The organism is Dysgonomonas termitidis (assembly GCF_054657735.1).
Genome location: NZ_BAAHYD010000002.1, coordinates 1,681,818 through 1,704,973, shown reverse-complemented (window position 1 = coordinate 1,704,973; position 23,156 = coordinate 1,681,818). Strand labels below are relative to the sequence as shown.

At 43.8% G+C, this 23,156-nt stretch carries 30 protein-coding genes; 28 read left to right on the top strand and 2 right to left on the bottom strand.

Annotation, left to right across the window (positions count from 1 at the left end; all coding sequences use genetic code 11):
- The first annotated feature begins 54 nt into the window (after positions 1-54).
- The 10 genes from ACYQ3L_RS11130 (at position 55) to ACYQ3L_RS11085 (ending at position 6,788) form a co-directional block, all read left to right on the top strand.
- A complete protein-coding gene (locus ACYQ3L_RS11130) occupies positions 55-873 on the top strand; it encodes a hypothetical protein (protein ID WP_379993288.1) in 819 nt (272 codons plus the stop codon).
- 77 nt (positions 874-950) lie between these two features.
- Positions 951-1,322 carry a hypothetical protein gene (locus ACYQ3L_RS11125; RefSeq protein ID WP_379993287.1) on the top strand — a complete coding sequence of 124 codons (372 nt, stop codon included), beginning with the start codon at positions 951-953 and terminating at the stop codon, positions 1,320-1,322.
- Positions 1,319-1,960, top strand: a complete 642-nt coding sequence (locus ACYQ3L_RS11120; protein ID WP_379993286.1) for a hypothetical protein — start codon at positions 1,319-1,321, stop codon at positions 1,958-1,960. The genes ACYQ3L_RS11125 and ACYQ3L_RS11120 overlap by 4 nt, the downstream gene beginning before the upstream one ends.
- Before the next feature lie 2 nt (positions 1,961-1,962).
- On the top strand, positions 1,963-3,726 hold the full coding sequence (locus ACYQ3L_RS11115; protein WP_379993285.1) for a hypothetical protein: 1,764 nt from the start codon (positions 1,963-1,965) through the stop codon (positions 3,724-3,726).
- Positions 3,727-4,192: 466 nt separating this feature from the next.
- Positions 4,193-4,453 (top strand): type II toxin-antitoxin system Phd/YefM family antitoxin, encoded by a 261-nt coding sequence (locus ACYQ3L_RS11110; protein ID WP_379993284.1) that lies wholly within the window; start codon positions 4,193-4,195, stop codon positions 4,451-4,453.
- On the top strand, positions 4,444-4,716 hold the full coding sequence (locus tag ACYQ3L_RS11105; RefSeq protein WP_379993283.1) for a Txe/YoeB family addiction module toxin: 273 nt from the start codon (positions 4,444-4,446) through the stop codon (positions 4,714-4,716). Before ACYQ3L_RS11110 ends, ACYQ3L_RS11105 begins: the two co-directional genes overlap by 10 nt.
- 147 nt (positions 4,717-4,863) lie before the next feature.
- Positions 4,864-5,028: a hypothetical protein gene (locus tag ACYQ3L_RS11100; protein ID WP_379993282.1), complete on the top strand. Its 165-nt coding sequence runs from the start codon at positions 4,864-4,866 to the stop codon at positions 5,026-5,028.
- A 47-nt stretch (positions 5,029-5,075) separates the two neighbouring features.
- Complete coding sequence (locus ACYQ3L_RS11095) at positions 5,076-5,465, top strand: DUF5053 domain-containing protein (RefSeq protein WP_379993281.1); 390 nt, start codon at positions 5,076-5,078, stop codon at positions 5,463-5,465.
- Between the two features lie 148 nt (positions 5,466-5,613).
- Positions 5,614-6,108, top strand: a complete 495-nt coding sequence (locus ACYQ3L_RS11090) for a DUF4468 domain-containing protein (protein ID WP_379993280.1) — start codon at positions 5,614-5,616, stop codon at positions 6,106-6,108.
- Positions 6,108-6,788, top strand: a complete 681-nt coding sequence (locus ACYQ3L_RS11085) for an HIRAN domain-containing protein (RefSeq protein ID WP_379993279.1) — start codon at positions 6,108-6,110, stop codon at positions 6,786-6,788. Before ACYQ3L_RS11090 ends, ACYQ3L_RS11085 begins: the two co-directional genes overlap by 1 nt.
- Here ACYQ3L_RS11085 and ACYQ3L_RS11080 read toward each other — a convergent pair.
- Positions 6,785-7,036, bottom strand: coding sequence for a helix-turn-helix domain-containing protein (locus ACYQ3L_RS11080; RefSeq protein WP_379993278.1), 252 nt, complete (start codon positions 7,034-7,036; stop codon positions 6,785-6,787). The genes ACYQ3L_RS11085 and ACYQ3L_RS11080 overlap by 4 nt on opposite strands.
- 168 nt (positions 7,037-7,204) lie before the next feature.
- Here ACYQ3L_RS11080 and ACYQ3L_RS11075 point away from each other — a divergent pair, with 168 nt between their 5' ends.
- The 11 genes from ACYQ3L_RS11075 (at position 7,205) to ACYQ3L_RS11025 (ending at position 14,580) form a co-directional block, all read left to right on the top strand.
- A complete protein-coding gene (locus ACYQ3L_RS11075) occupies positions 7,205-7,636 on the top strand; it encodes a hypothetical protein (RefSeq protein WP_379993277.1) in 432 nt (143 codons plus the stop codon).
- A 40-nt stretch (positions 7,637-7,676) separates the two neighbouring features.
- Positions 7,677-7,853: a hypothetical protein gene (locus tag ACYQ3L_RS11070; RefSeq protein WP_379993276.1), complete on the top strand. Its 177-nt coding sequence runs from the start codon at positions 7,677-7,679 to the stop codon at positions 7,851-7,853.
- 100 nt (positions 7,854-7,953) lie between these two features.
- Positions 7,954-8,166, top strand: coding sequence for a hypothetical protein (locus tag ACYQ3L_RS11065; protein WP_379993275.1), 213 nt, complete (start codon positions 7,954-7,956; stop codon positions 8,164-8,166).
- Positions 8,167-8,245: 79 nt separating this feature from the next.
- Positions 8,246-8,845, top strand: coding sequence for a hypothetical protein (locus ACYQ3L_RS11060; RefSeq protein WP_459952405.1), 600 nt, complete (start codon positions 8,246-8,248; stop codon positions 8,843-8,845).
- A gap of 110 nt (positions 8,846-8,955) precedes the next feature.
- The gene (locus ACYQ3L_RS11055) at positions 8,956-9,195 is read left to right on the top strand and encodes a hypothetical protein (RefSeq protein WP_379993273.1); all 240 of its coding nucleotides are present in this window, start codon (positions 8,956-8,958) and stop codon (positions 9,193-9,195) included.
- 486 nt (positions 9,196-9,681) lie between these two features.
- On the top strand, positions 9,682-10,011 hold the full coding sequence (locus ACYQ3L_RS11050; protein ID WP_379993272.1) for a hypothetical protein: 330 nt from the start codon (positions 9,682-9,684) through the stop codon (positions 10,009-10,011).
- Between the two features lie 52 nt (positions 10,012-10,063).
- A complete protein-coding gene (locus ACYQ3L_RS11045) occupies positions 10,064-11,539 on the top strand; it encodes a hypothetical protein (protein WP_379993271.1) in 1,476 nt (491 codons plus the stop codon).
- A 78-nt stretch (positions 11,540-11,617) separates the two neighbouring features.
- Positions 11,618-11,809 carry a hypothetical protein gene (locus tag ACYQ3L_RS11040; protein WP_379993270.1) on the top strand — a complete coding sequence of 64 codons (192 nt, stop codon included), beginning with the start codon at positions 11,618-11,620 and terminating at the stop codon, positions 11,807-11,809.
- A 110-nt stretch (positions 11,810-11,919) separates the two neighbouring features.
- A complete protein-coding gene (locus ACYQ3L_RS11035) occupies positions 11,920-12,780 on the top strand; it encodes a hypothetical protein (protein WP_379993269.1) in 861 nt (286 codons plus the stop codon).
- A 283-nt stretch (positions 12,781-13,063) separates the two neighbouring features.
- Positions 13,064-13,870 (top strand): hypothetical protein, encoded by an 807-nt coding sequence (locus tag ACYQ3L_RS11030; RefSeq protein WP_459952404.1) that lies wholly within the window; start codon positions 13,064-13,066, stop codon positions 13,868-13,870.
- 164 nt (positions 13,871-14,034) lie between these two features.
- Positions 14,035-14,580: a hypothetical protein gene (locus ACYQ3L_RS11025; protein ID WP_379993267.1), complete on the top strand. Its 546-nt coding sequence runs from the start codon at positions 14,035-14,037 to the stop codon at positions 14,578-14,580.
- Positions 14,581-14,605: 25 nt separating this feature from the next.
- Here the strand turns inward: ACYQ3L_RS11025 and ACYQ3L_RS11020 are convergent, their stop codons facing one another.
- A complete protein-coding gene (locus ACYQ3L_RS11020; RefSeq protein ID WP_379993266.1) occupies positions 14,606-14,767 on the bottom strand; it encodes a hypothetical protein in 162 nt (53 codons plus the stop codon).
- A 39-nt stretch (positions 14,768-14,806) separates the two neighbouring features.
- Between ACYQ3L_RS11020 and ACYQ3L_RS11015 the strand changes: the two genes are divergently transcribed.
- The 7 genes from ACYQ3L_RS11015 to ACYQ3L_RS10985 all read left to right on the top strand — a co-directional run bounded on the left by ACYQ3L_RS11015 (position 14,807) and on the right by ACYQ3L_RS10985 (position 22,944).
- Positions 14,807-15,268 (top strand): hypothetical protein, encoded by a 462-nt coding sequence (locus ACYQ3L_RS11015; RefSeq protein WP_379993265.1) that lies wholly within the window; start codon positions 14,807-14,809, stop codon positions 15,266-15,268.
- Positions 15,265-15,564, top strand: a complete 300-nt coding sequence (locus ACYQ3L_RS11010; protein ID WP_379993264.1) for a hypothetical protein — start codon at positions 15,265-15,267, stop codon at positions 15,562-15,564. The genes ACYQ3L_RS11015 and ACYQ3L_RS11010 overlap by 4 nt, the downstream gene beginning before the upstream one ends.
- Before the next feature lie 16 nt (positions 15,565-15,580).
- The gene (locus ACYQ3L_RS11005) at positions 15,581-16,009 is read left to right on the top strand and encodes a hypothetical protein (RefSeq protein ID WP_379993263.1); all 429 of its coding nucleotides are present in this window, start codon (positions 15,581-15,583) and stop codon (positions 16,007-16,009) included.
- Positions 16,010-16,151: 142 nt separating this feature from the next.
- Positions 16,152-16,529, top strand: a complete 378-nt coding sequence (locus ACYQ3L_RS11000) for a hypothetical protein (RefSeq protein ID WP_379993262.1) — start codon at positions 16,152-16,154, stop codon at positions 16,527-16,529.
- A gap of 5 nt (positions 16,530-16,534) precedes the next feature.
- Positions 16,535-20,401, top strand: coding sequence for a hypothetical protein (locus ACYQ3L_RS10995; RefSeq protein ID WP_379993261.1), 3,867 nt, complete (start codon positions 16,535-16,537; stop codon positions 20,399-20,401).
- Positions 20,402-20,480: 79 nt separating this feature from the next.
- Entirely contained in the window at positions 20,481-22,391 is a 1,911-nt protein-coding gene (locus ACYQ3L_RS10990; RefSeq protein ID WP_379993260.1) for a hypothetical protein, read from the top strand.
- Between the two features lie 214 nt (positions 22,392-22,605).
- Positions 22,606-22,944, top strand: a complete 339-nt coding sequence (locus tag ACYQ3L_RS10985; RefSeq protein WP_379993259.1) for a hypothetical protein — start codon at positions 22,606-22,608, stop codon at positions 22,942-22,944.
- Positions 22,945-23,156: the final 212 nt, after the last annotated feature.

The following is a 23,156-nucleotide window of genomic DNA, read 5'->3' as shown; positions in this document are numbered from 1 at the left end:
ATGTTACTCGTAACTTGTAACTTGTAACTCGTAACTCATAACTATTTAAAAATTATGGTTTCACTAGATAGAGAAAAAAGAGGACAATTCAACATGCTCCGGTCTGTCTCCCACCTGGAGGCAGACTTAGCCCTGTTGAAAACGATCGATAAGCGTCATCCCCTGATTTCGGCACCTTCGGGCAAGGACCAGAAGTACGCGGACGACGTATTGTATGCTCTGCTTGGCCTTACTGCCAATTGCGACATAGTTGCATTCCGCCGGCAGTTTGCGAAGGAGAAGTTCCAGAAAGCACAGGCGGAAACCCTCAGGGAGCGTTTTGCCCGTTATATTGCTAAGGTGGATATCGAAAAAGCGATCGATATAAAGCATCTTATTGATGAAATATCAAAAGGCTTGCTTTTGTTTATTGCTGCTTTGGATTGGCCTATAGACGAAGATATTTTTCCCGGAGAGATCGAACTGGTTCTTGTCGAAGGCGACAAATTTAACATCCAACTGACTGCCGAAGCCATTACTACCCGTGAAACTGCCGCCAAGCTCAAAAAAGAGCAGGAAGAGGCAGAACGTAAAAGGCTTGAAGCCGATGCCGCAGAAAAACTCAGGAAAGAACAGGAGGATGCGGAACGTAAAAAACTTGAAGCAGAAACTGCTGCTAAAGCTCTGAAAGAGAAAGAAGCGGTACTGGACGAAAAGGAAAGCGAACTGTCGGATAAGGAGGAAGGTCTCGAAGATAAGGAAGCAGATCTGGATGAAAAAGAAAGCGAATTAGCCGAAAAGGCCGCCGAATTAGCAGTTAAGGAAGCCGACCTGGAGAATAAGGCCACCATTGAAAAAAAAAGCGTCTCAAAGAAGAAGAGTACCCCCAAATAAAGTGGAGAAATTACCTCGATGATGACGTTAAAACGGCGACCCTGATTTACTCCGACAGGATAAATACACATAATCAGATGAAGGTTCTTGATGTACTGCTCGATACCAGGCCGACCGAAAGGGCTGTAATGGAAATGGCAGAATTGCGCATCAGGAACCTTCTTTGTTTCAGGGAGCTCCAGGCATTCAACGATACCGGCAAGTGGATCCAGAAACATCCGCTGATTACCCACCGGAGTACATATGCCAGGCTGGAGGAACTGTTCGCCCTCGATCATACCCGCTTTATGGACGAATATAACCGCTGTTGCTGCAACATCTCACGATACGAGTCTTATCTCCGTAGCGATAAGCGGATCGATCACCGGGATACCGACAAAGCCCTCCTGCAAAAGCATACCGAAACGAAATCTGTATTTGAATCTGTAATAGAGAACAATAGACTATGACACATTTCGAAATATTATCCAAACTGGATCCGGCCATAATTTCCCATTTTCTTGAAACGGGAGAATCCGAAGGTATTCCTCCTGAAACTCAGCAATGGCTTCAGGAAATATCCATGGCGTACCAGGAATATGATAAGAACCGGAATATCTCCAAGGCTGCCGAAAGCCTTAAAGTCCGTATTGTCGCCAAGTTCAAAAAGAAAATAAGCCTGCGGACCTGTCAGGAGCGCATCTATTCAGCCATAGAATACTTCCATGTCGATAATGTTGTGTCGGATAAGGTCTGGTATATAGATTTTGCCAATAAATACGAGGAAGACGCCGAAAAAGCCATCCAGGCCGAAGATTTCCGTGCCGCATACATGTTCCGCAAAGCCGCGGAAGAATGCCGGGAGAAATCAAGTATTGCCGCCAGCCTTGATACGGGCTTTGTACCGGTATTCCTTCTTTCGCCGAATATAAGCATTATAAATCTGGGATTTGAGCAAAAAAGCCTTAAAGAAATCGCCCGGAAGGACAATGAAGGTTATTATCTCAATCTTATAAATAGCCTGCCTGTCGACGAACCTGAGAAAAAGAGGCTGCGTATAGACGCGGATTTACCGGATACTCCATACGAAGTAATAGAAAGCGACTGATTATGATTTGGGATGAACAGGTAGACTGGACGCAGGAATATTACATGAACATGGCGCAGCTCCGCGCCACGTTGATCGACCCGAATGTTCTCATAGCCGAGATAGCCCGTGCCGGAGGTAAAACGGAGGGCGTTATGGGACCTCGTATATTACGTGTATCTGAGGCTATGCCCCGTGAATTAGCTTTCCTGGTACATAAAACATATGCAGCCCTGTTGTCAAATATTGTTCCTAACCTTTTATCCTATTTCAATAAACCTATTCTTAACGGTAAACGGTGCATGTTAGAGGAAGGTATCGACTATGTAATAGGCACGGCCAAGCTACCAAAGCATTTTTCACGCCCACGCTATCCGATACATTACCCGCGCCATTCTATTGTGCTCCGCAATGGTTTTAACCTCCAGCTGGTGTCATCCGATCAACCCGATTCCGTAGCTGGCCGGTCCGGCGTACATGCTTTCATAGAGGAGATGAAGCATAATAAAGGAGAGAAACTTAAAACACGTCTTTTCCCTGCGCTTCGTGGTAGTGACAACCGCGATGTTCGCAATCACCATTTGTATCAGGGTATAACCGGTGTTTCGGATACGGCTCGCGTCGATCTGGGTGAAGATAACTGGTTTGAAGAATACGAATCCAATATGAATATCGATCTGATTAACGAAATTGCTTCCGTCGCCAAGCCTGTCAATGATGCTATGGCTATAAAAATGCATTTCGAGTGGCTTCAGAACGAAATTAAGGCAAAGCGCCGCCATATTTCGGAAATCACTCCCTTATATCCTCAGTACGAAAAGGCTCTTAAAACTTTATATCTATGGCAGGACCGGCTTCGCAGAATGCGCACACAGGCTTCTTATTACATGCGTGCATCTTCATTCGTAAATAAAGACTTCCTGGGACAGAAGTATTTCAAAACGCAGCTGGAGACACTCGATATGGAAGAATTCCTGACGGCTATTTGTGCTATCCGGATCCGGGCCGTTGTCGACCGCTTCTTTGCAAACTACGTTCCCAAGGTACACCAGTTTAGCGACAGTTATAAAAACGACATGTTGCTGAAGGTAGAGCTCATGGGAGGCTTCCGCATTACTGCTGGCTATCTCAAATATTACAATCCGGACGATGAATTGCTTCTTGGCTATGACCCCGGCAAATTCCAGAGCCTCACGGTATCCCAGGAGAAACGGTTCGGGGAGGAAGTCCGTACGATCAAAGAGTTCACATGCTACTCTCCTGCAGATCAGACACACCTTGCTCTCGATTTTTACAACTTCTTCGGTGATGATGCCCGCAATAAACATCTCAAGTTGTACTACGACCGCGCCGGGAATAAGACAAAGGAGGAACTGGAGCAAATAACCACAGACGCCCGACTTCTGAAGGCCGAACTCGAACGTTACGGGTTCTATGTAGAACTAATGAACGAGGGACAGCCTACGATCTACTACTGGCAGCAAAAGAAGTTACTGGATTATATCTTCAGTAACAAGTTCGCAGCCTTTCCGCGCCCTTACATTTGCGAAAACCAATGCCCGAACCTCTGTTCTTCCATCATGCTTAGCCCTATGAAAAAGACTATAGACGGCAAAATAGAGCTTGATAAGACATCGGAGAAGAAAATACCAATGAAGTTACAGGCCGGAAGATCCACGCAGCTACCATCGGCGCTTATCTACTTCTATTTTGGCCGTTATGGACACTTATTACCTAACGAATTCAGCTCAATCCCCGACAATTTACCTGAAAACACTGTCATTTGAGGCATTTTATCCTCTAAAATTTATCTTTTTAGCTATATAATCATACCTGTTTTACATCGGCTGACTTATCAACCCGTTAAAAATCAATCTTTATTTTGAAAAATAAAAAAGATAAAACTTTTTACATCTTTCGAGACAGCCGCGAACGCTAATTCAATCCGGCGCATTTCAGGAGGGGTGGATCCCTGGAAATGTGATTTAAGTTAAAATTAACATTTTCAATAAAACATTAACATTCACATGATATTTTACTCTGATACACAGATGTTTATATATACATTACATATATGGTTATTGATTACCATTTTTTTTGTGTGGACAATAGGAAATGATATAGATATACCAGGGAGGGCATTAATATCTGATGCCTGGCATATTTATTATAATCTGTAAAAAAAATTATCAAATAACTTGTAAGTACATAATATTGTACTTACATTTGTACTTATAAATAAAATATAGAATTATGAAAACAGCAAGTTACACAGAATTAAGGAATAATCTTAAAAGTTATCTTGATAAGGTTATTAATGATAGTGAGCCTTTAATTGTACACAGATCCGGCAACGAGAGCGTTGTAGTTCTCTCCCTGGATGAATACAATTCTATAAAAGAAACCGAGTATATTAAGGTTTCGCCGATTATGGTAGATCGGATAAAAGCCGCTGAAAATGACTTGAAAGCTGGTAAGGGTAAAGCTATAAAAACACCTGATCTATGGAAATGATTTATTCCCCTCAGGCGTTGGAAGATATCGAGTACTGGAAGAAAAGCGGCAACGTTGGTATTATGAATAAGATTACCCGCCTTCTGGAAGATATAGAAGAACACCCATTTACCGGTATAGGAAAGCCGGAGCCTTTGCGGCATGATCTTACCGGCTATTGGTCGCGACGAATAAATGCAGAGCATCGTATTATATATTCCGTACATGAAGATATGATAGAGGTATATATATTATCCCTTAGATACCATTATACGAAGAAGTGATAAATAACTGCCCGGGATCTTATCCGGGGAAGGCGCCAGAACCGGCGCCTTTTTTATATCAAAAAAACTGAAAATAAACAATGAAATTCTTGCATAATAATGAAAACATTATTATATTTGTATAGTCAAATATAAAAGCTATTTAACATGTTGAACCGGGAAATGAGAAAAGAAAAGAAGGAACTTGAAAAAGAACTTATCTTTCTTCTATCCTATTACAAAGAAGTATCTGCCAGGTCTGAAAAGCTAAAGCAATACTTTGACGAGCAAATAGAGATAATAACAGAGAAATTAAAAGAAATCGGACATTAACAAAAGCCCCCCTTCTCCATCAGGAAGGGGGACAAAAACAAAATCCTATGAAAGAAAAGATAAATGAACTGAAAGCAGCATTTGTAAAAGCGTCTACAGATAAGGAACGCGATGATATAGACCGGCAAATGCAGGAACTAATAGATATAGATGGTGACAAGTTCGCCGCCTCCCTGGTAGAATCTGCAAAGGATACCGCCGACAAAGCTACAGAGCTGGCAATGAAACAAAAGCTACAGGATATAATACCCGCCGTCTCCCTGGTATATATTGCAAAGACTTATTTCAATAAAACGGATGCGTGGTTATACCAGCGCATAAATGGCAATACGGTAAACGGCAAGCCTGCCAGGTTTACCCAGGCAGAAATAGATAAACTTAAATACGCCCTGAATGACTTATCTAAAAAATTAGGCTCGGTAAGCATTTCTTTATAAATAGCTTATATTTGACACTAAGCCCCGTATCGAGCCGTACGGGGCTTTTTTTGTTGTTCAAGGTCGCAAATTGTGACCTTAAATATATGATTGTTAAATTTTTTTATACTTTTGCTAAAACTTAATATAAACTAAAATTAAACTATTTATGAGAAAAGTATTATTAATACTATTATTATTTGCAACAATTGCATCTAAATCACAAAATATTGATTGTCAAAAAATTGTACCATTTAAAGACGGACGGGTATTTTATGAGGGTGTTGTAATAGTGGATAATGCATCTTCTGCAACCTTATATAGCAATGCTAAATTATGGCTTGGTAAAACATTTGTAATCTCAAAAGATGTTGTTCAAAGTGAAGTTGTTAATTCTGTAATTGTAGCTAAGGGTATTATTGATAAAATATATACTTTCACTTTAACTATACAATTTAAAGATGGAAGATATAAATATGAAATATCTGATTTCGGAGTTGATACCTTTGTTCCAGGATTAAATAAACCCATGAAAGGATCTATTGAAAGTTTCCCTTTATTTAAAAATTGTAAAGAAGCCCCATTAATACTATTTGACTCGAAAGTAAAAAAAATAATCGCTAGTTTAGAATCTGGCATTAAAGCAAATAATGATGATTGGTAATGAAAATTATTGCCTATGTGGTATTGCTTTTCTTAATATTTTACTCTATATATATTCTATTCAAGCCATATAAAAATAAGAAAAACAAAAAAGAACATAATAGTAAAAATATCCCGGTATCTCAAACTGAAGAGCCTATAAAGGTTTATCCTGATGGTAGAATAGATTTTCCTAAGAGAGAGAAAAATAATACTAAAGAGCCACCTTTAAAGGATGGATATAAACGGTTTTATACAACAAAAGGTTTTATAGATTATAAGCCGCCAAATCCAAGTAGGGGAAACCCTATAGATGATATACTATATTCTACTTTTATTGAGGAGAGAGAAAAACAAAAAAAGAAACCAAAGAAATTTAAAGTAAGAAAAATTGAATGCTGGGTAAATGGTATATATTACAGATCATATAACGCAAAATATGTAGCTCGATACTTGAGAGTTGGTGATCCTGTACACTTAAAAAGAGAACCTACAAATAAACATGATCACTTCGCCGTAAAAGTTATAAGTAAAGGAGAACATATAGGATATATACCCGCCTCGCTATCTCCAGAAGTGACAAATGGTATTATTAAATATGGTTACAATGTATATGTATCGTATAAAAATGCCTATGAAGACAATGAAGATATAAGCCTTAAAATTATGTTATTTCCTAAAGATAAGAAAAGCGATGATTAACCATCGCTTTTTTCTTTTACTTCCATTTTATTACCACACTTAGGACATATTATTATATTTTCCTTTAAAGGCTCAAAAAATTCTGATGCGCTACATCCTATAGCCTTTGCAATTCTTACCAACACTTCAGAGGAGGGATTGCCATTTATGTGCTGTGATAGCCCTACCCTAGATATTCCCATTATTTCAGCTACTTCATTTATCGATAAGCCTTTTTCTTTCAATACTTCCTTTATACGTAAACTCATAAATATACATTGTTATTGATACAAATGTACATAGTTATAGTTTTGTAAAGCTATCGCTTTTCATAAATAATGTTAACGTAAAGCAAATAGTTATCAAATAATTTGATAATGAAAAGTGATAACTTTACATTTGTATCAGAAATAATAACTAACTAAAATTAAACAACAATGAAAGCAACAGAGTTAAACAGAAACGAAATCCACGCTACAGATTTTAAGAATTGGGCAAAATCCCGTAATATAAACGTATTGGATAGCCTCCCCGGAGTTGATTTAAAAACAGGTGATAAGGTAACCTTTACGAACGGTTACGGCGTTAAGTTCGAAGGACATACAATTTTAGGTTTTCGTACACCTCTTGAAGATGGCAGATGTGTATATCTCGATATAGATTGCTATTGGTTTGCTGTGAAACCTGAAGAATTAACTGTAGAGAATAAGGAAGATGAACCGGCGACCCCTGTCATCGGACAATACGTATTCGACACATATTATAATTGTAAAAAACAAGTGAAAGGCATCGCGAACGGATTGTTTTACATCGGATCTGATCACGAACCAGTACACAGGCATGAATTTATTTTCCCTTTACCAAGATAATTAACCCCGGCCCCTCCGGGGGCCAAAAACATACAAACATATGAAAGCAAGATATTTTTTAGACGGCAAAGAAATAAGCGAAAAGCAAGCGATAGAAATCGAGGCCCTTAACAAAGCCTATATGAGTAGCAACGATATGAACGACTGGCTAAAATGCCAGTTTATCACAAAGGTAAACGATATAAGGGACTGGATCCCGGAGCCTAATTTTAATTAACCCCCGCCGTCCAAAGTCGGCAATAATAAATTGTGATGGGTTGCAGCTCCCGGGGGCTGCAATTAAACAACGGGAATAACTAATTAAAAATAAATAATATATGAAAGCAATACAAATAGGTGAGAGAGTAGAGATAGTAGCAATGCCGGAAGGTTCATTTTATAAGAAAGTGAAAGGTATTGTAACCGAAATAAAAAACGGTTTTGTAACCGTTCAGGCTGACGAGGTAATGAGCAAATGGGGCAATGAATATAAGAAACACCCTTCTACATGTTCAACGGCCGGGCGAATCGAAAATGTAATAATATTATAACTCATAACTTATACCCCCTATGAACCCTGTAACTCTCTCAATCGGACACACTTACATATACAACACCAATTGCGGCGTTATGGAAGTAAACTACATAGGTCCTTTCCCGGCTATGCCCGGCGATGACTGGCACGACTTCCGGATAACCGGCAAGTACCAGGACGAAATAATAACCGTGTCCGGCGCCTCCATCAGCCGGGACTTGCGCCCGTCAATAGTGGACAGTGGACAGTTGATAGTGGAAAATGAAAAAAAATCTCCGGAGGTTGCCGCGGATGGAGCGCTCGCCCCTGCATATATGGCCGGTGAATCCATTTTGAAACCGGAGCCGGAGGCAATCAGTGAACAGTTAAAGCCCCTCCAACCTCCCCAAGGGGAGGCTACAGATAAAGTAGAAAAAGTTCCCCCTACGGGGGATAGGGGGCCGATATCTCCGGAGCTGAAAACACTGGATATAGCTTTCACATCCAAAGGCGGGCGCCTGATGACACATACTATAGAGGGAACTTGCACACAAAACGCCGTATTACATGCCTATTCTTACCTGTACCGGGAAGCGTTTCGGGGCGCGTCGGATATCCGGATACACGCCGGAGGCCACAGGGTCGGTATCCATGACATCCGAAAGCTCACGCCGCTTACGCTGTTATATCAGTTGGTAGGCGTCCCCGGTAATTAAAATTTTTTCCGGCACTGTTAACTGATAACTGATAACTGTTAACTGATTTACATATATGGCAGCAAAAACGCATTTTTTTTTCTAACTCATAACTTCTAACTCATATTCATATGCTTACCAAAACACCAAAATCAAAACCCCTTGCAGATAACAAGGCGCTCAGGTTCCGCGCTATGATAGCGTATATACATTCTTATTTCGCTTTTGTCGGCGAAATGCAGGCCAAGACTGACGGCCTGGGAGAAGGCGACTGTTTCCAGGTATCGCGTACCAAGTCGCCCGGATGTGATACGCATATATTCACCGGGAATAAATATACGGTGGAGATAACTATAAGGGAGAATAGTTAATTAGTTACAAGTTACTGTACCCTTCGGGCAGTTACAAGTTACAAGAAAAAGTAACCCGTAACTCGTAACTAAACAATTAACTTTATCTTTGTAAAACAATAATCTTTCGATGTATAATAAGTTTAAATTTTAGTTTGTTGAAGTCCCTGCCTGTGAAGGTCGGGGCTTTTTTCAGTTAACAGTAAACAGTTAGCGTTTTTTTTGAAAAATTTTTCCGGCACTGTTTACTGTTAACTGATCACTATTCACTGTTTCCGCATATATGGCGGCGATTTTGCATTTTTTTTCGGAACCGACTGTTTACTGCTAACTGTTTACTGTTAACTGATTCCTATATATGGCAGCAAAAACCGATTTTTTCCTGAATCGACTGCTTACTGCTTACTTTTACTGTAAAGCCCCCCGCGCCATTTTTCACCTTTCACTCTTCACTTTTCACCTTTTTTTGTCCTTTCCCTTTTTACAGCCGTCTCCTACTTTCGCTGCATGGAAGAAACGATCAGCATATCCGAAGCCGTGCGCCTGGCGCGTGAAGTATCGCAATTGCCGGAGCCGCAATGCAGGTTTACGATCTGCTTTTTTCCTTATTCGAGATCGAAGGGGAAAGCATCGGCAAAGCTGGTAACGAAGGAACATTGCACCTTCCGTACCCAGTTGCCGAAAGACAAGTTCAGCATCGACTCCGATAATTTCTTCCTGTACAGCGATGCCGACGGCCAGCCCCGTACCTGTTACCGGGTGCTGATGCGCTATATCGGCTTCGCTGTGGATAATTATAGATTGAGGAAAATCATATCAGTTAGCAGTAAACAGTAAACAGTAAACAGTAAATTTTTCACTTTTAGTTTTTCACTTTTCACTTAAAAACATGGAAATCTCCACCCTTGGCAACTATGGCCTGTGCATCGCCGAAGACACGGTAACGACGTTCCAGATCGGCGACCGCCCGATGAACAGCTCCGTGTTGAACGATCCCGGATTTGAAAAGGCCGTGATGCAGCCAGTTATCCCGATGTGGCTCAATGTGAACGGGTATAACGTATACGCCCGCGGCGAGCACAACCTCCAGTGTGAGGAAATCGAGTATACCATCAAGCGTAACCGCCTGCATCCCCGGCTGATCGATAAGCAGGTGAAGTTCCTGTACGGTAAAGGCCCGCACGGCTATTATATCACCACGGGCGAAGATGGCACGCTCCAGCGCAAGTGGTACCGCGACCCGGAAGTATTCCGCTGGCTGGAGTCGTGGCAAAAGAACGGTATAGAGGCCTCATATACCGATTTCGCCATGAGCCTTATCCGGCGTTTCTATACGTTTTACGATTATTTTGCCAAGCACCGCTTCTCCATAGGCGCGCAGTTCGGCATCGGCTACCCGATTACAGGCATCGAGCTTGCCGAAAACAAATACTGCCGCCTGGCCACGGCCAAGACCTTCGATGCATTGATGGAAATTCCCAACTACAGCGATTTCCGTTACATTGCTTTCGGCGCCTGGGGACTGGCCACTACCAAGTTCAAGATCTATCCGCGCTTCGATATCGCCGAAATTCATCGCTACCGGTATGCTGCCATCTCGCACCATAAGCAAAGCACGGTAGGCGACTTCTACGGCTGTAATGAAACGTACTTAGGTACCAAACCCTGGATACAGGGCGCGAACGACAGCCCCGACTATATCAACTCGTTCCTGAAGAACTCGCTTTCGGCCAAGATACATATCATTATCCCGGACGCGTGGATCGTATCCAAACGCAGCCAGATAAAGGCTATCTGCGAGGAAAACAAGAAGCGCAAGGCTGATGGCAAGCCCCTGCTTACCTACAACGGCATAGACATAGGCACCGACTACAGCGAGTCGTTCCTGGTGCGCTATATGAACTCGGAGATAAAGAAAGCTACCGAATTCCTGTCCGGGAAGAACAACCAGGGCAAGAGCTTCGTATCCTATTCGTTCCGTACCGGCGCGAAGGAGGAAGAGCGCTGGCGCTTCGAAACCATCGACATGAAGTACAAGGAATATATCGATGCTCTGATCGCCTATGACAAGCGTGTCGATGGCGTGCTCGTGTCGTCGATGGGGCTCGACCCTTCCATTACGGGCATATCGCAGGAGGGCGTTATCTCCAAGTCGGGAGCCGATGTATATTACAACTACATCGTATATCTGGCCTCGCTTACCGCCGACGACGAAATTTGCAGCGAAGCATTCAATTATGCACTTCAGGTGAATTTCCCGAAGAAGTACGAAGCCGGATACAGGATCGGCTACTACCGGGAAATACCGAGCCGGCAGAGCCAGGTGTCGGAGAATAAACGGATGGATTCGCTGAATGTCAGTTAACAGTAAACAGTAAGCAGTAAACAGTGAAAAACTAAGAGTGATAAGTGATAAATTAAATAATTTTAAAAAAAAAGCAAAATGAAAAAGATTGATTTTGAAACAGTGAAAGGAAAACAGGCAAAAGATTCCATATCAGGATTCGAAGGTAAAATAACCGCTATAGCTGAGTATATTGATGGTTATGTATCTGTTAGATTAACCCGGTTAACGTCTGACGGACGAATAACAGAACCTTGGTTTAGCTCCGATTCCGTAGATATTGCTGAATAATATTTAATTAATGTGCCAATGAAAAAGCTATTGGCCATTAGCTAACAGCTATTAGCTTAAAACATTGGCAATTTTTCATTCTTAATTCTTAATTCTTCATTCTTAATTATATGTTAGTTCTCACCCAACTCTTCCCTACCCTTGCCGACTTCACCGAAGCGGCTCCCGGCGTCGAAAAAGCGGGCGTTAATTTCGCTTCGCTGAATGCCATGGCCATCTCCGCGCGGAAGTCCATCACGGGCGTTATCTCCGAAAGCATCTGGACACAGATAGCCGGGGAAACGGATACCGATGCCCTGATGTATTTGCGATCCGCCTGGGCCAATCGTATCATGTACGGCTATCATATATTTATTACCGTCAGCAACCGGCACGAGAAAAAAGCTGATACTTACAAGTACGAGCTGGAGGCTATGCGCCGGCAGTATATCGACAACTACCACAACGCGATGGATTCGCTCCTACATATCCTGAGCGAAGATCCGGCCTATAACTGGAGCAATACATGGATAGCCCGCCAGATGGACGGCCTGCGCCTGCTTACCGTGCTCGACTTCGAAGCCTTTTACAGCATCGATACGTCGTACCTGTACTTTATGCGTACCGTGCCGATTCAGAAGAAAGAGCTGCTGATGACTTTCAACGGATATTACGAAAAACTGAATGCCGCCGGACGGAATGATTTACTGCCTAACCTCGATACAGCGCTCGTATATACCATCATTGCCCGCACGCTGCTGCAATTCGACATCATAGAGCTGCCGCCGACCATACGTAACTATTTCGACGACAACACCCTCTCGCGCAACGGTAAGGACGAACGCGACGCCCTTACCAATATGGCCGACAACTTCCTGTCCGACGCCGACAGCCTGCTGGGTAATATAGACCTGGCACTTACGGATAGTTCCGGCGATGTGGATACCGGGACCAACCTGAATGATGAAGGGAATAAGTATTATTTAATGTAAGGCCCCTCCAACCTCCCCGGAGGGGAGGCTTAGCCCCTACCCTAAAAAATAGAATAATATGAATGATTTAAAAACAAATACCCTCTCTGAAAGCCCCCTACGGGGGGTTGGGGGGCTGGATATAGAAATCAAAGGTAAACCCTACACCATCCCCAACAGCTGGGAGGCATTGACTCCGGAGCAATTCGTACACCTGGCGGGGCTGCTCAGGATGTATGCTGCCGGGGTGCTGTCCATGTCAGACGTGCGCCTGCGTTTCGTTATCTTCGTGCTGAGCGTGGATATGCGTTATATCCCCCGGAAACATGAGGACACCATCGCGCAGAACCTGTACCTGCTGCAGTCGAAAATCACATTTATTTTCTCCATCAGGTACCCGAAGGATGTATGGGCCAGCTTGTCTCCGGAACTGCGCCGTATAGCACGTAAAACGGAGCCGGGCGACCTGCCCGATTCACCGGAAGGCCGCGTCCTGCGCCGTGCGGAATATATATATGAACTCGATGCCTGCTTTGCCGCGCAGTTGTTGCCAGATCTCACCATTGGCGAAAGCTCCTATCCGGGCTATACCGTCAATACTTCCTGCGCCCTGCTGTCCGTATCGCTTACAGCCCGCCAGTATGTCGACGCCTCGGAATGCCTTTCGGGCATAGCCAAAAATCCGGAGCTGCTGCCCCTGCTGGCAGCGATACTCTATTGTCCATGCACGTATTCACCAGACCGGGCACACGGAAATGCCGCCCTGTTCGCATCTGCCGATCCGGCAACGCTCGAAGCCGTGGCACTGAACTTCCAAGCGCTGGTACTGATGCTATTTACCAAAACACACTTCAGCATCCTGTGGCAGCGGGGAAAGGATACAGGTAAAAACAAGCTCTCGGTCGGACTAAAGGAAGGTATCTACGCGCTGTCGGAAGACGGTTACGGCGATATCGACAAAGTAGGTGATATGTCGCTGACCGAATACCTCGAAATCCTCCGGAAGAAAAAAATAGATGCCGTGCGCACCCTGCACAGCGCGGATATGAAGCTGTCGGAGATAGCGGAGAAGACAGGGCTGGATATTAATACAATTAATTCGATAATTTAAGTAGTTACAAGTTACTGCGCCCTACGGGCAGTTACAAACAGTAAACAGTAAACAGTAAGCAGTGAATAACTCGTATCTCGTATCTCGTCTACTCGTAACTTATAACTCGTAACCTGTAACTCGTAACTCGTAACTAAAAAAGTAACTCGTAACTAAAAAAAACTATGCTGGTAAAAGATATATTTATGTTCTTCGCGCGGTTCCCGCAGAAAGCCGGGGTACTGCAAGTATTTAACAACGGACGCTCGGAGCTTCCGGAGTATGCGCAGTGGATGCAGGAGGTGAACGACCTGCCTCCGGCCCTGCTTCCGGATGTGAAACATTATATTTTCGGACCCGACACGCAGAACGTGGCAAGCGCCATCTCCGCCGCCCAGGACTGCTTTATGTTTGTCGACTACGGACAGATCGAGAACGAGATAGCCCCGCCGAACGTGCGCCGCGAATCGTTCCTGATAGCCATCACGATAGCCTTTCCGGGGCGCGACAGCAATAACGACCTGGCAGAGCGAGCCATCAAATCGGACCGTGCGCTCGATATGCTTTGCCGGATGCGCCACATGATGATTCAGGAAGAAAAATGTGTTCCCTGGCTGAAGAACTTCCAGGCCGACCATATTATCACGCCCTGGCTGTCCTACGATATGCCTTCATATGGCTGGACGGTCATGATACGCCGGCAGGGATATGATATGCTGAAGGGGAAGTAATCAGTAAACAGTTAGCAGTTATCAGTTAACAGTAGACAGATAATTGCATCGCCTTTGCTTCAACGAATGTTGTTTCTTCATTTTTCGTTTTTTTCATGGTTTGTGTTAGGTTTTTATTGATTCTGCCGCCTTGCTTGTGATAAGTAGGGCGGCTTTTAGTTAGTCGCACATTTGTACGTTTTTCCATAAATTAGTACATTGCACTGTTATTTTAAAAACCGGGAATATGAAATACAGTCCTTCGAGTACATACCAGATATTTTCTTACTTCCTTGTCCGCATGCAACTTAACCGTGCGGATATTATCATGCATAGCCCACGCCGATGTAATGACCAAACAGAGTCTTTAGATACGTTTATATCTGAATTAGAGTCTTATGGTTTTGCCCGCGAAGAGAGGCCTTTTGATGATGTTATCTTCCAATATGTATTAAGGGAATATCCGTTCGATTATATTGTAAGGTACCGGGACAATATGCGATTGCAATTCTTACTTTATTATACATCTGCCGCCGGGATTAGAGTTATGGCTGAATATAATAATTATGTCGACCGTACTATACGGTATTTTCACTACACGGAAGAAGTGTTTTATCACCTGACCGTAGAAATAGCCAAAATCGTATTAAAAAGTGAAGACGAGAGAGACGTAGAATATTTGCTGAACAGAAAACTCACTATAAAATGATACTTGAAAACGCCATAAAGGAAATTGCCAACTTTTATAAAGCAGATTATAATTACCTGCTTGCTGTAACTGAACTATGCCGACTGAAGGGTGTATTAACTAAACATGAACTTATGCAGTTTGATAATAACGGTATACCAATGTCAATCGTTTTGAAAAGCATTCTATCTATATCTTCTGTAGACGGATTAAAGGTCCTACTCGAAAACAATAAGATAAGCTTTAGTGATATTTCTTGTATTCTGGGTATTATCGCCCAGGACGCTAAACTTCAATTACAGAAAAGGAAGATTTAAGAAAATTAATTTAAAAATGAAATCAAATGAATTACGAATAGGCAATAGTATTCTGTTTCTAGGTGAAATTGTATCAGAGATAGGTTATGGTGTAATACAAGACATGGCAATGAAAGAAAAAGGAGTAAGAAATGAATATCTGGATAAATTAGTATTCGAGCCTATCCCCCTGACAAAAGATATACTATTGAAGTGTGGTTTAACAAAACATAATGATCCTGAGACTAGATATGATTATTTACACTTACATGTTCAAGGCAGTACAGCCAGAGATTCTTCTCACATAAGGTTTTATATTGAAGATAATGGTTCTATAATATGGAAAGGATGGATATTTAACCAAAATCAGGTAGATTTTTTTATCCCTTATGATTTAAAATATCTTCACCAACTTCAAAACCTCTATTTTTCATTAACAGGTGAAGAATTGAAAGTGCAATTATAAATATATACTAAAGAACATATCAGCCCCGCCCATCCCGGCGGGGCTTTTTCTTTCCCGCTTCGCGCCATTTTTCACTTTACACTCTTCACTTTACACTTTTTTTGTCCTTTCCCACTCCCTCCCCCGCGGCTAATTTAGCCGTATGATAACAGAAAATAATACATATACGATCAATATGCCGGAAGCATTCTCCAAGGCGGGAAAAGAACTGTCAGGCATACAGTCGACCATTGCCGGGCGCGATACCGTCAGGCGCACAGGCGCATTGTCGGCCCATATGAAATCGAATCCTTACAGCGTCACTTCCGGAAGCGAAGGCACTACCCTTACCATCACCTATCCGCTCTATATGCGCTTCCTCGACCTGCGGCTACGGGGCGATAAGCCTAAGAAGAGATACACGCCCATCTACAATAAATATGTATGGGGCTTCCTGATGGGATATATATACAGCCGTACCCGCGGCGGACTGGCACGGTTTATCGCCGAAAAACTCAAAGAAACAAAAATCGAAATCTGAATCCTATGATAACAAAAGATTTAGTAACGCTAGTCATCAAAAGCGAAGGCGTAGACAAAGCGACTATCGACCTCGATAAGTTGGCCAAGGGTGTCAAGGAGATAGAACTGGAGGCAAAAGATGCCAAAGCGGGTATCCGCGGGCTGAAGGATGAGAATAAAGAGCTGCAGCAGGAAATCAAGGAAGACGAAAGGCTGATTAAGCAGTATAACGCGGAACTGAAACTACTCCGTGAACAGGCACAGGGCGCCAGCGACAGGGCTAAGCAGTTATCCCAGAATATACAGAGGTTAACCCAGCATATCGATAATAATACTACACAGATAAACAAGAATAACACCACTATCAATACCCTGCAAAATACGAGCGAAGCCCTGAACCGCACGATGAAGGTTACGGATATGACCGTAATTCAACTTTCGAATCGCGCTGAATACCTACAGGGTAAACTTGCCAGCACGTCACAGGCGCTCGATCCGGCGAAGTGGGAAAAATACCGGTACCAGCTTCTCGAGGTCGAAACCCAAAAACAAAAACTGATAGTGAAATCCGAGGCTATGGGTAAATACATAAGCCTCGAAGGCAAGAGTATGGACCAACTGGCTGCCGCTGCCGACAGGCTCAGGAACAGGCTGGCCAATATGAATAAAGAAATGACGCCTGCCGCGTATGCCAAGGCATCGGCCATGCTGAACCAGGTGGAGACGCAGATGATAAAAATGTCCATGCCGGGCGAAAAGTTTATCCGTACAATCAAAATTACGGATATGACGATGAACCAATTGTCTGCCAGCGCCGAATACCTGCGCTTCCGGCTGGCCAATATATCCAAATCGCTAAACCTGGCTGAATGGAATAGATACAATAAACAGCTTCAACTGGTCGAAGCCCAGCAAAAGAAAGTAGCCGCCGGAGGCGATATAATAAAAACCCGCTTCGGCCAGTTGGGAAAAGCAGCGCAGGAAGCCGGCAAAACGATAGGTAAAGTTTTCCTACTGATGATGGTCTATCAGGTTATCCGTTTCTTTACCGACCTTATCAATAAAGCCCGTGAATGGATAGGCACGTCGATAGAAGTGGCATCCAAGGCCGAAGGCGTCATCCGTGCTTTCCGTGGCCTGGGCGATACAAAACTGCTGGACAAGCTGCGCGAGCAAACCCGGGGGCTTATTAACGATTTCACCCTGATGCAGGCGGCAGTCAAGGCTGATAAATACAAAATTCCTGTTTCGGAAGTCGGCAACCTGCTTGATTTTGCGGCCCGCCGGGCTATCGATATGGGCAAGGAAGTAGACGATTTCCAGAGGAGGATTATCGACGGTATAGGCCGCCAGTCGAAACTGGTACTGGATGACCTTGGTTTTTCTTCGGTAGAGATAAGCCGGGCGATGGCAAAAGAAGGATCCTTTGCCAAAGGTGTGATCGCTCTGGTTAACAAGGAACTCGAAAAACAAGGACCACGGGCGCTTACTGCAGCTGATATGGCAACCAAAGCAACTGTGAAGTGGGAGAATGCACAGCTCAAAGTAGGGAATCAATTTTTATGGATAAATAAACTATGGAGTCAGGTATCGGGTAAAATAGCGGACTGGGTAACACGGTTCGCCGAACGGCAGCTGCCCGATATAATGAATAAGCTGATAGATCTGTACAATCATTTTGTCACTGCGTACAATGGATCTGAACTGCTCAGGATATCCGTAGGTGGGGTTGCCTTTGGATTCAAATTGCTATATAATAATATGAAGCTGGCTTTTGATTTTGGAATAGGCCAGGCTATATTGCTAGGGAAGACTATAGAGGCAGCGTTATCCGGAAATATAGTTAAGGTAAATGAAGCTGTTGTAGAAGCTGCTGTTCGTAACAAAAATGCGTATAAGGATTATTTGAAATCCGTCAAAGAAGATTTTAAATCTCTTACCGAATTTACAAAAAACAGCAAACTGGAATATATTACACCCATAAGTGAAGAAGAAGTAAAAAAAACAGGAGGCGGTACCGGAGACGATGAAGATAAAAAGGAATTGCAAAAACAGAAAAAAGAACTGGCTACCCGCCTCGAAAATCTCGAAAACGCGCATAAAGACGAAATACTTGCCCTGAAGAAATACGCCTTCGAAAACAACCAGACGGATGAAGAATTGAAATATGAAACCCTGAAAAGCGACTATAAATACTATGCCGACAGGATGCAGCTTATAGGCAATTTTCTGGACGAGTTCAAGGTGAAAGATGAAAAATTCCTGGCCGATATCGGGAAGATGCAGGCCGATACGCGTAACTCGCAATTCGAACTTCTCCCCCAGTTCGACGCCAATAAGCTGGCCGAAGCCGAACATGGCCGTGATATTTCCCTGCAGATACTTCAGGCATGGGTAGACGGTGAAAAGAAAGCCCTGGAAGAGCGTAACCTCGGTGAAGAGCAAAGGGCCCGGGAACTGGAGCTGATCGATATCGCCGAAACCGAAACCCGTCTGGCCATCCTGCAAAAGTACGGCATGGATGTAGAAGCCCTGGAACTACAAAACGGACGTATCAAGGCCGAGGCCGTTAAGAAAGCAAACGCGGATACGCTAAAAGTTGAAGCTGATGCCGAAGCCAAACGCAGGGCCTTGCAGCGCTCCGACCGTGATAAAAACTATGATGTGCGATCCGGGTATGGTTTAACTACCGTAGCTGAAGATAAATCCCGTGAACAGCGCGGCCTTCAGGATTTACTGGCGGCTGACCTGATAGATTATGAAACCTATCAGAAGCTGCTTACCCAACTCAATAAAAAATACGAAGACGAGCGACTCGCTGTCAGGGAGCAGTATGGATTAGCCTCTGTCGGCGAACTGTACAACAGCGAGCTGGAGAATCTGAAACTACAGCACGAACAAAAATTACTCTCCGAAGAAGAATTCGAAGAAGCCAAGTTCAGGCTGAGAATGGAATATGCGTCTAAATATGTAGAAGAGCAACAGCATTGGAACGAAAAAAGTTCTAATCTTGTCTCCGCCCTGATGGAAGCCGAAACCGCCAAGCTCGACGCCGAATACGACGTGCGCATCGAAGCGGCTAAAGGCAATAAGGAAGAAACCGAACGGCTCGAAAACGAAAAGGCGCAGAAAAAGCTCGACATTGAGAAAAAATATGCCGATGTGCAGTTTGCCGTAAAAGCCTCGGAGATTATCGCGAATACGGCTGTGGCTATTATGACAGGCTATGCCCAGCTCGGGCCTATCGCCGGCACTGTGGCAGCTGTAATGCTGGCGGCTACCGGAGCAGCACAGTTGATCTCCGCCAATGCCGAACGCCAGAAAGTAAAAAATATGACCTTGGGAAACAGTAACTCCGACAGCAATACGAAATACGAGCGTGTACTTTCCACGCCTAAAGAGGAAGGCGGTTACTTTGTCGAGGCCGAAACCGACGCCGGCAAGAAATATAAGGCGCTCTACGATCCTGATAAGCGCGGGTTTGTGGATAAGCCTACTGTATTGGTCGGCGAAGGTCCTGCCGGGCAAAGCCGTGAATGGGTAGCCAGCAACGCTGCTTATAAAAACCCGACCATCCGCCCCATCATTGACCTTATCGACGCCGAACAGCGTGCCGGCACCGTGTCCACCGTGGATATGAACCGCCTGATACGCGCCCGCATGGCCGGATTAGATACGGGAGGTTTTATAGCCCGGTCTGAGCCTGGCCAATCTTCCCGCGGGGGACAGGGGGCTTCATCGACAGCAACCGTACCCGGCAACCGAGACATCCTGATGGAGATATACGACTTCATAAAAAACAACCGCCTGAAGGCCGAAATAAACTACCAGGAGCTGATGGATACAAAGCAAAAAATGACCGATTACGAAAGTTTCGGCACGAAATACTAATCAGTTAACAGTTAGCAGTCATCAGTAAACAGTAAAATTTCACTTTCAACTTTCAATTGCCAACTTTCAACTAAAAAACATGCACATCCGACTAAAAGATACCGGCGCCGTATTAGATATGAAACCGAATACAAAGCTAAGCGTTACGCTGAATAACCCGATGCTGAAGGAGCAGGCCTCGATGTCGCTGCCCCTGACCCTGCCGCGCACGCCTACAAATGTGCGCAGCCTGGGAGACGTGGATATCACTTCTTTGTATAAATACAAGCGTACCCGCGACGCGCTGGTCGAGGCCGGCGTATGGCAAAAACAGGGACTGCTGCGCATCGGATCAGGCAGCAGGGAGATAGAAGGAGCCGTCTATCTGGACGAATCGCCCATGTATGCCCGGATGAAAGAAACGGAGATGTCGCAGGCCTTCGATATCACGCGCCCGGCTTCGGACTTCCATGTTTCAGGGACATTCACCAGCGACCTGGACATGATGATCAAGTACATGGAGCTGGTGATGGTAGGTAATATAGAGGATGATTTTTACCTGTTCCCGGTAGCGACGGATCATTTCGACCAGGATATCACAAATTCCGAAGGTACTACGAACTATACGTTCTATCAGGTATTGAACGAACAATATTCAGCTCTGTATCCTGTAGCCGGCGATATGGATACGGATATGAACGGCAAGCCTTACTTCAAGCTCTGCGGACGCATCCCCCGCAAATATTACGAGGGCAGCAAATTCATAGACGCCCCGAAAGGTTATGCCATTAGCCCGTTCCTGAAGCAATCGTATGTATTGCGCCGTATTTTCGCATATTTCGGCTATGAGCTGCGCGAATCCATATTCGATACAGATCCGGAAATGAAGAAAATAGCCGTGCTGAATAATACTGCGGATTCAATTGTACATTCACAGTTGAAATATTCGCAACTGGTGCCGTCGGTGAAGATCAGCGACTACCTGCAGTCGGCGCGTACCGATTACGGTTGTGAGTTTTTTATCAGTCCCGATTATAAGTATGTGGATGTAAAGTTCTGGAACGATATACTCGACAATAAGGATTATATACCGCTCGACGATAAGATCAGCGACATACCGGAGATCAACCTTTCCGATTCGAAAATGATAAAGCTCACAAATAACCGTTCCATAGAATATTCTGATGTAAGCTTTGATACGCTGGAAAAATTCGAAGCGAATAAAGGACCTTTGATAAATACGCCGTATCCTCCCGTATCCGGCCCTGAGGGATATTATTTTATGCAGGAAGTAGGGCAGATCTGGCAAAAGTCGGTCAATGAGGCCGGGCAGACGGAATGGAAATACGATTCGCAATACCTGTTCGATGAATACAAGGATAAGGAAGATTCCGTAAACGATGATTACGACACCAGGGACAGCAAGCGCGAGCATATAGCTTTCCTGACGGTATTTGTGCGCTATTTCCGTATCGATACTATGCTTCATATAGGTACTAATTACTATATGCTGTACATCGGTAAGCGCCGGCATATGAATACGACACTCAAGGCGTTGAACGGCGCCGGAACAGATGACGACAAAGTAGTAGAAAGTAATAAGGATACGATGAAATGCCCTATTATGACAGCCTTTTATCGCGGGCGTTCATCTAATTACGAAGCGCAATATGCATATAAATGCGTGTACGGGAATATACACGGGTACAGCATGGCTGATGAAGGGCTTCCGTATCCCGGAGGCTTCGATCTGATATTCGGAGGCACCAACGGCCTGTACCAAAAATTCTGGACCAAATACGCCGCCGTTATCCGCGATTCGTTCAATGAGGTAAAACTTCCGCTGCGTCTCGGCATACAGGATGTGATGAATTTCCGTTTCGACAATATTTATATGTTCGATAACCAGCCTTTACTTCCGGAGAAGCTGGCATTCTCCATCGACCGGGACGATAAGGTAATGGTGAGCGAAGCTGTATTCAGGACAATTAAGTTGTATCTGGACAGTTAGCAGTTAACAGTAAACAGTAAACAGTTAGCAGTAAACAACTTGTATCTTGTATCTCGTATCTCGTTTACTTGTAACTCGTAACTGCCCGGAGGGCGCAGTAACTTGTAACTGTTTATTCTTCATTCTTCATTTTTAGTTTTTCACTTTTAGTTTTTCACTTTTTTTTGTCCTTTACCTTTCCCTCCCAAATCCTGACTTTTGAAACAAAAAAGTCATGCAACAATTAAATTTAAATCACAGTGAAATAGCAGTAGGCCTGATTTGTCTGGCCTGTTTCCTGCTCTCTACATTCTTTGTCGGCAAGTTTTGGGTCAAGTTCCGGAGCCGCCGGTGGATCGTTACTGTTTTCTGGGGAATACTGGCCGCCTGGTGTGTTATTGTCGACGGCGAACGGATCAGGGAGACTGCAACGATAATCGTTGTAGCCTGCGGTGCCGCACAGAGTATTATTTTTCAGCTAATGTCTACTTATGAACGCCTGAAGATCAATATCGGCAATCAGGTAAGTATAGAAGCGAATAATGATGTAAATAAAAAAGAAGAAGAATTATAAAACTAAAATAAAATGGAAAAGATAATTTATATTTTATTAAGCATTGCCTTCTGTTGGGGGGCTATCTTTATCAGTGTCACTCTTACGAGTATTAGATACAACGGACGTAAGGCCGAAAACAATAAACAGTCAACAGTTAGCAGTCAACAGCAAGTTGATTCAAAGATTTAATATTTAAATATTTAAACATTGAATTTTTAAACAACTCATAA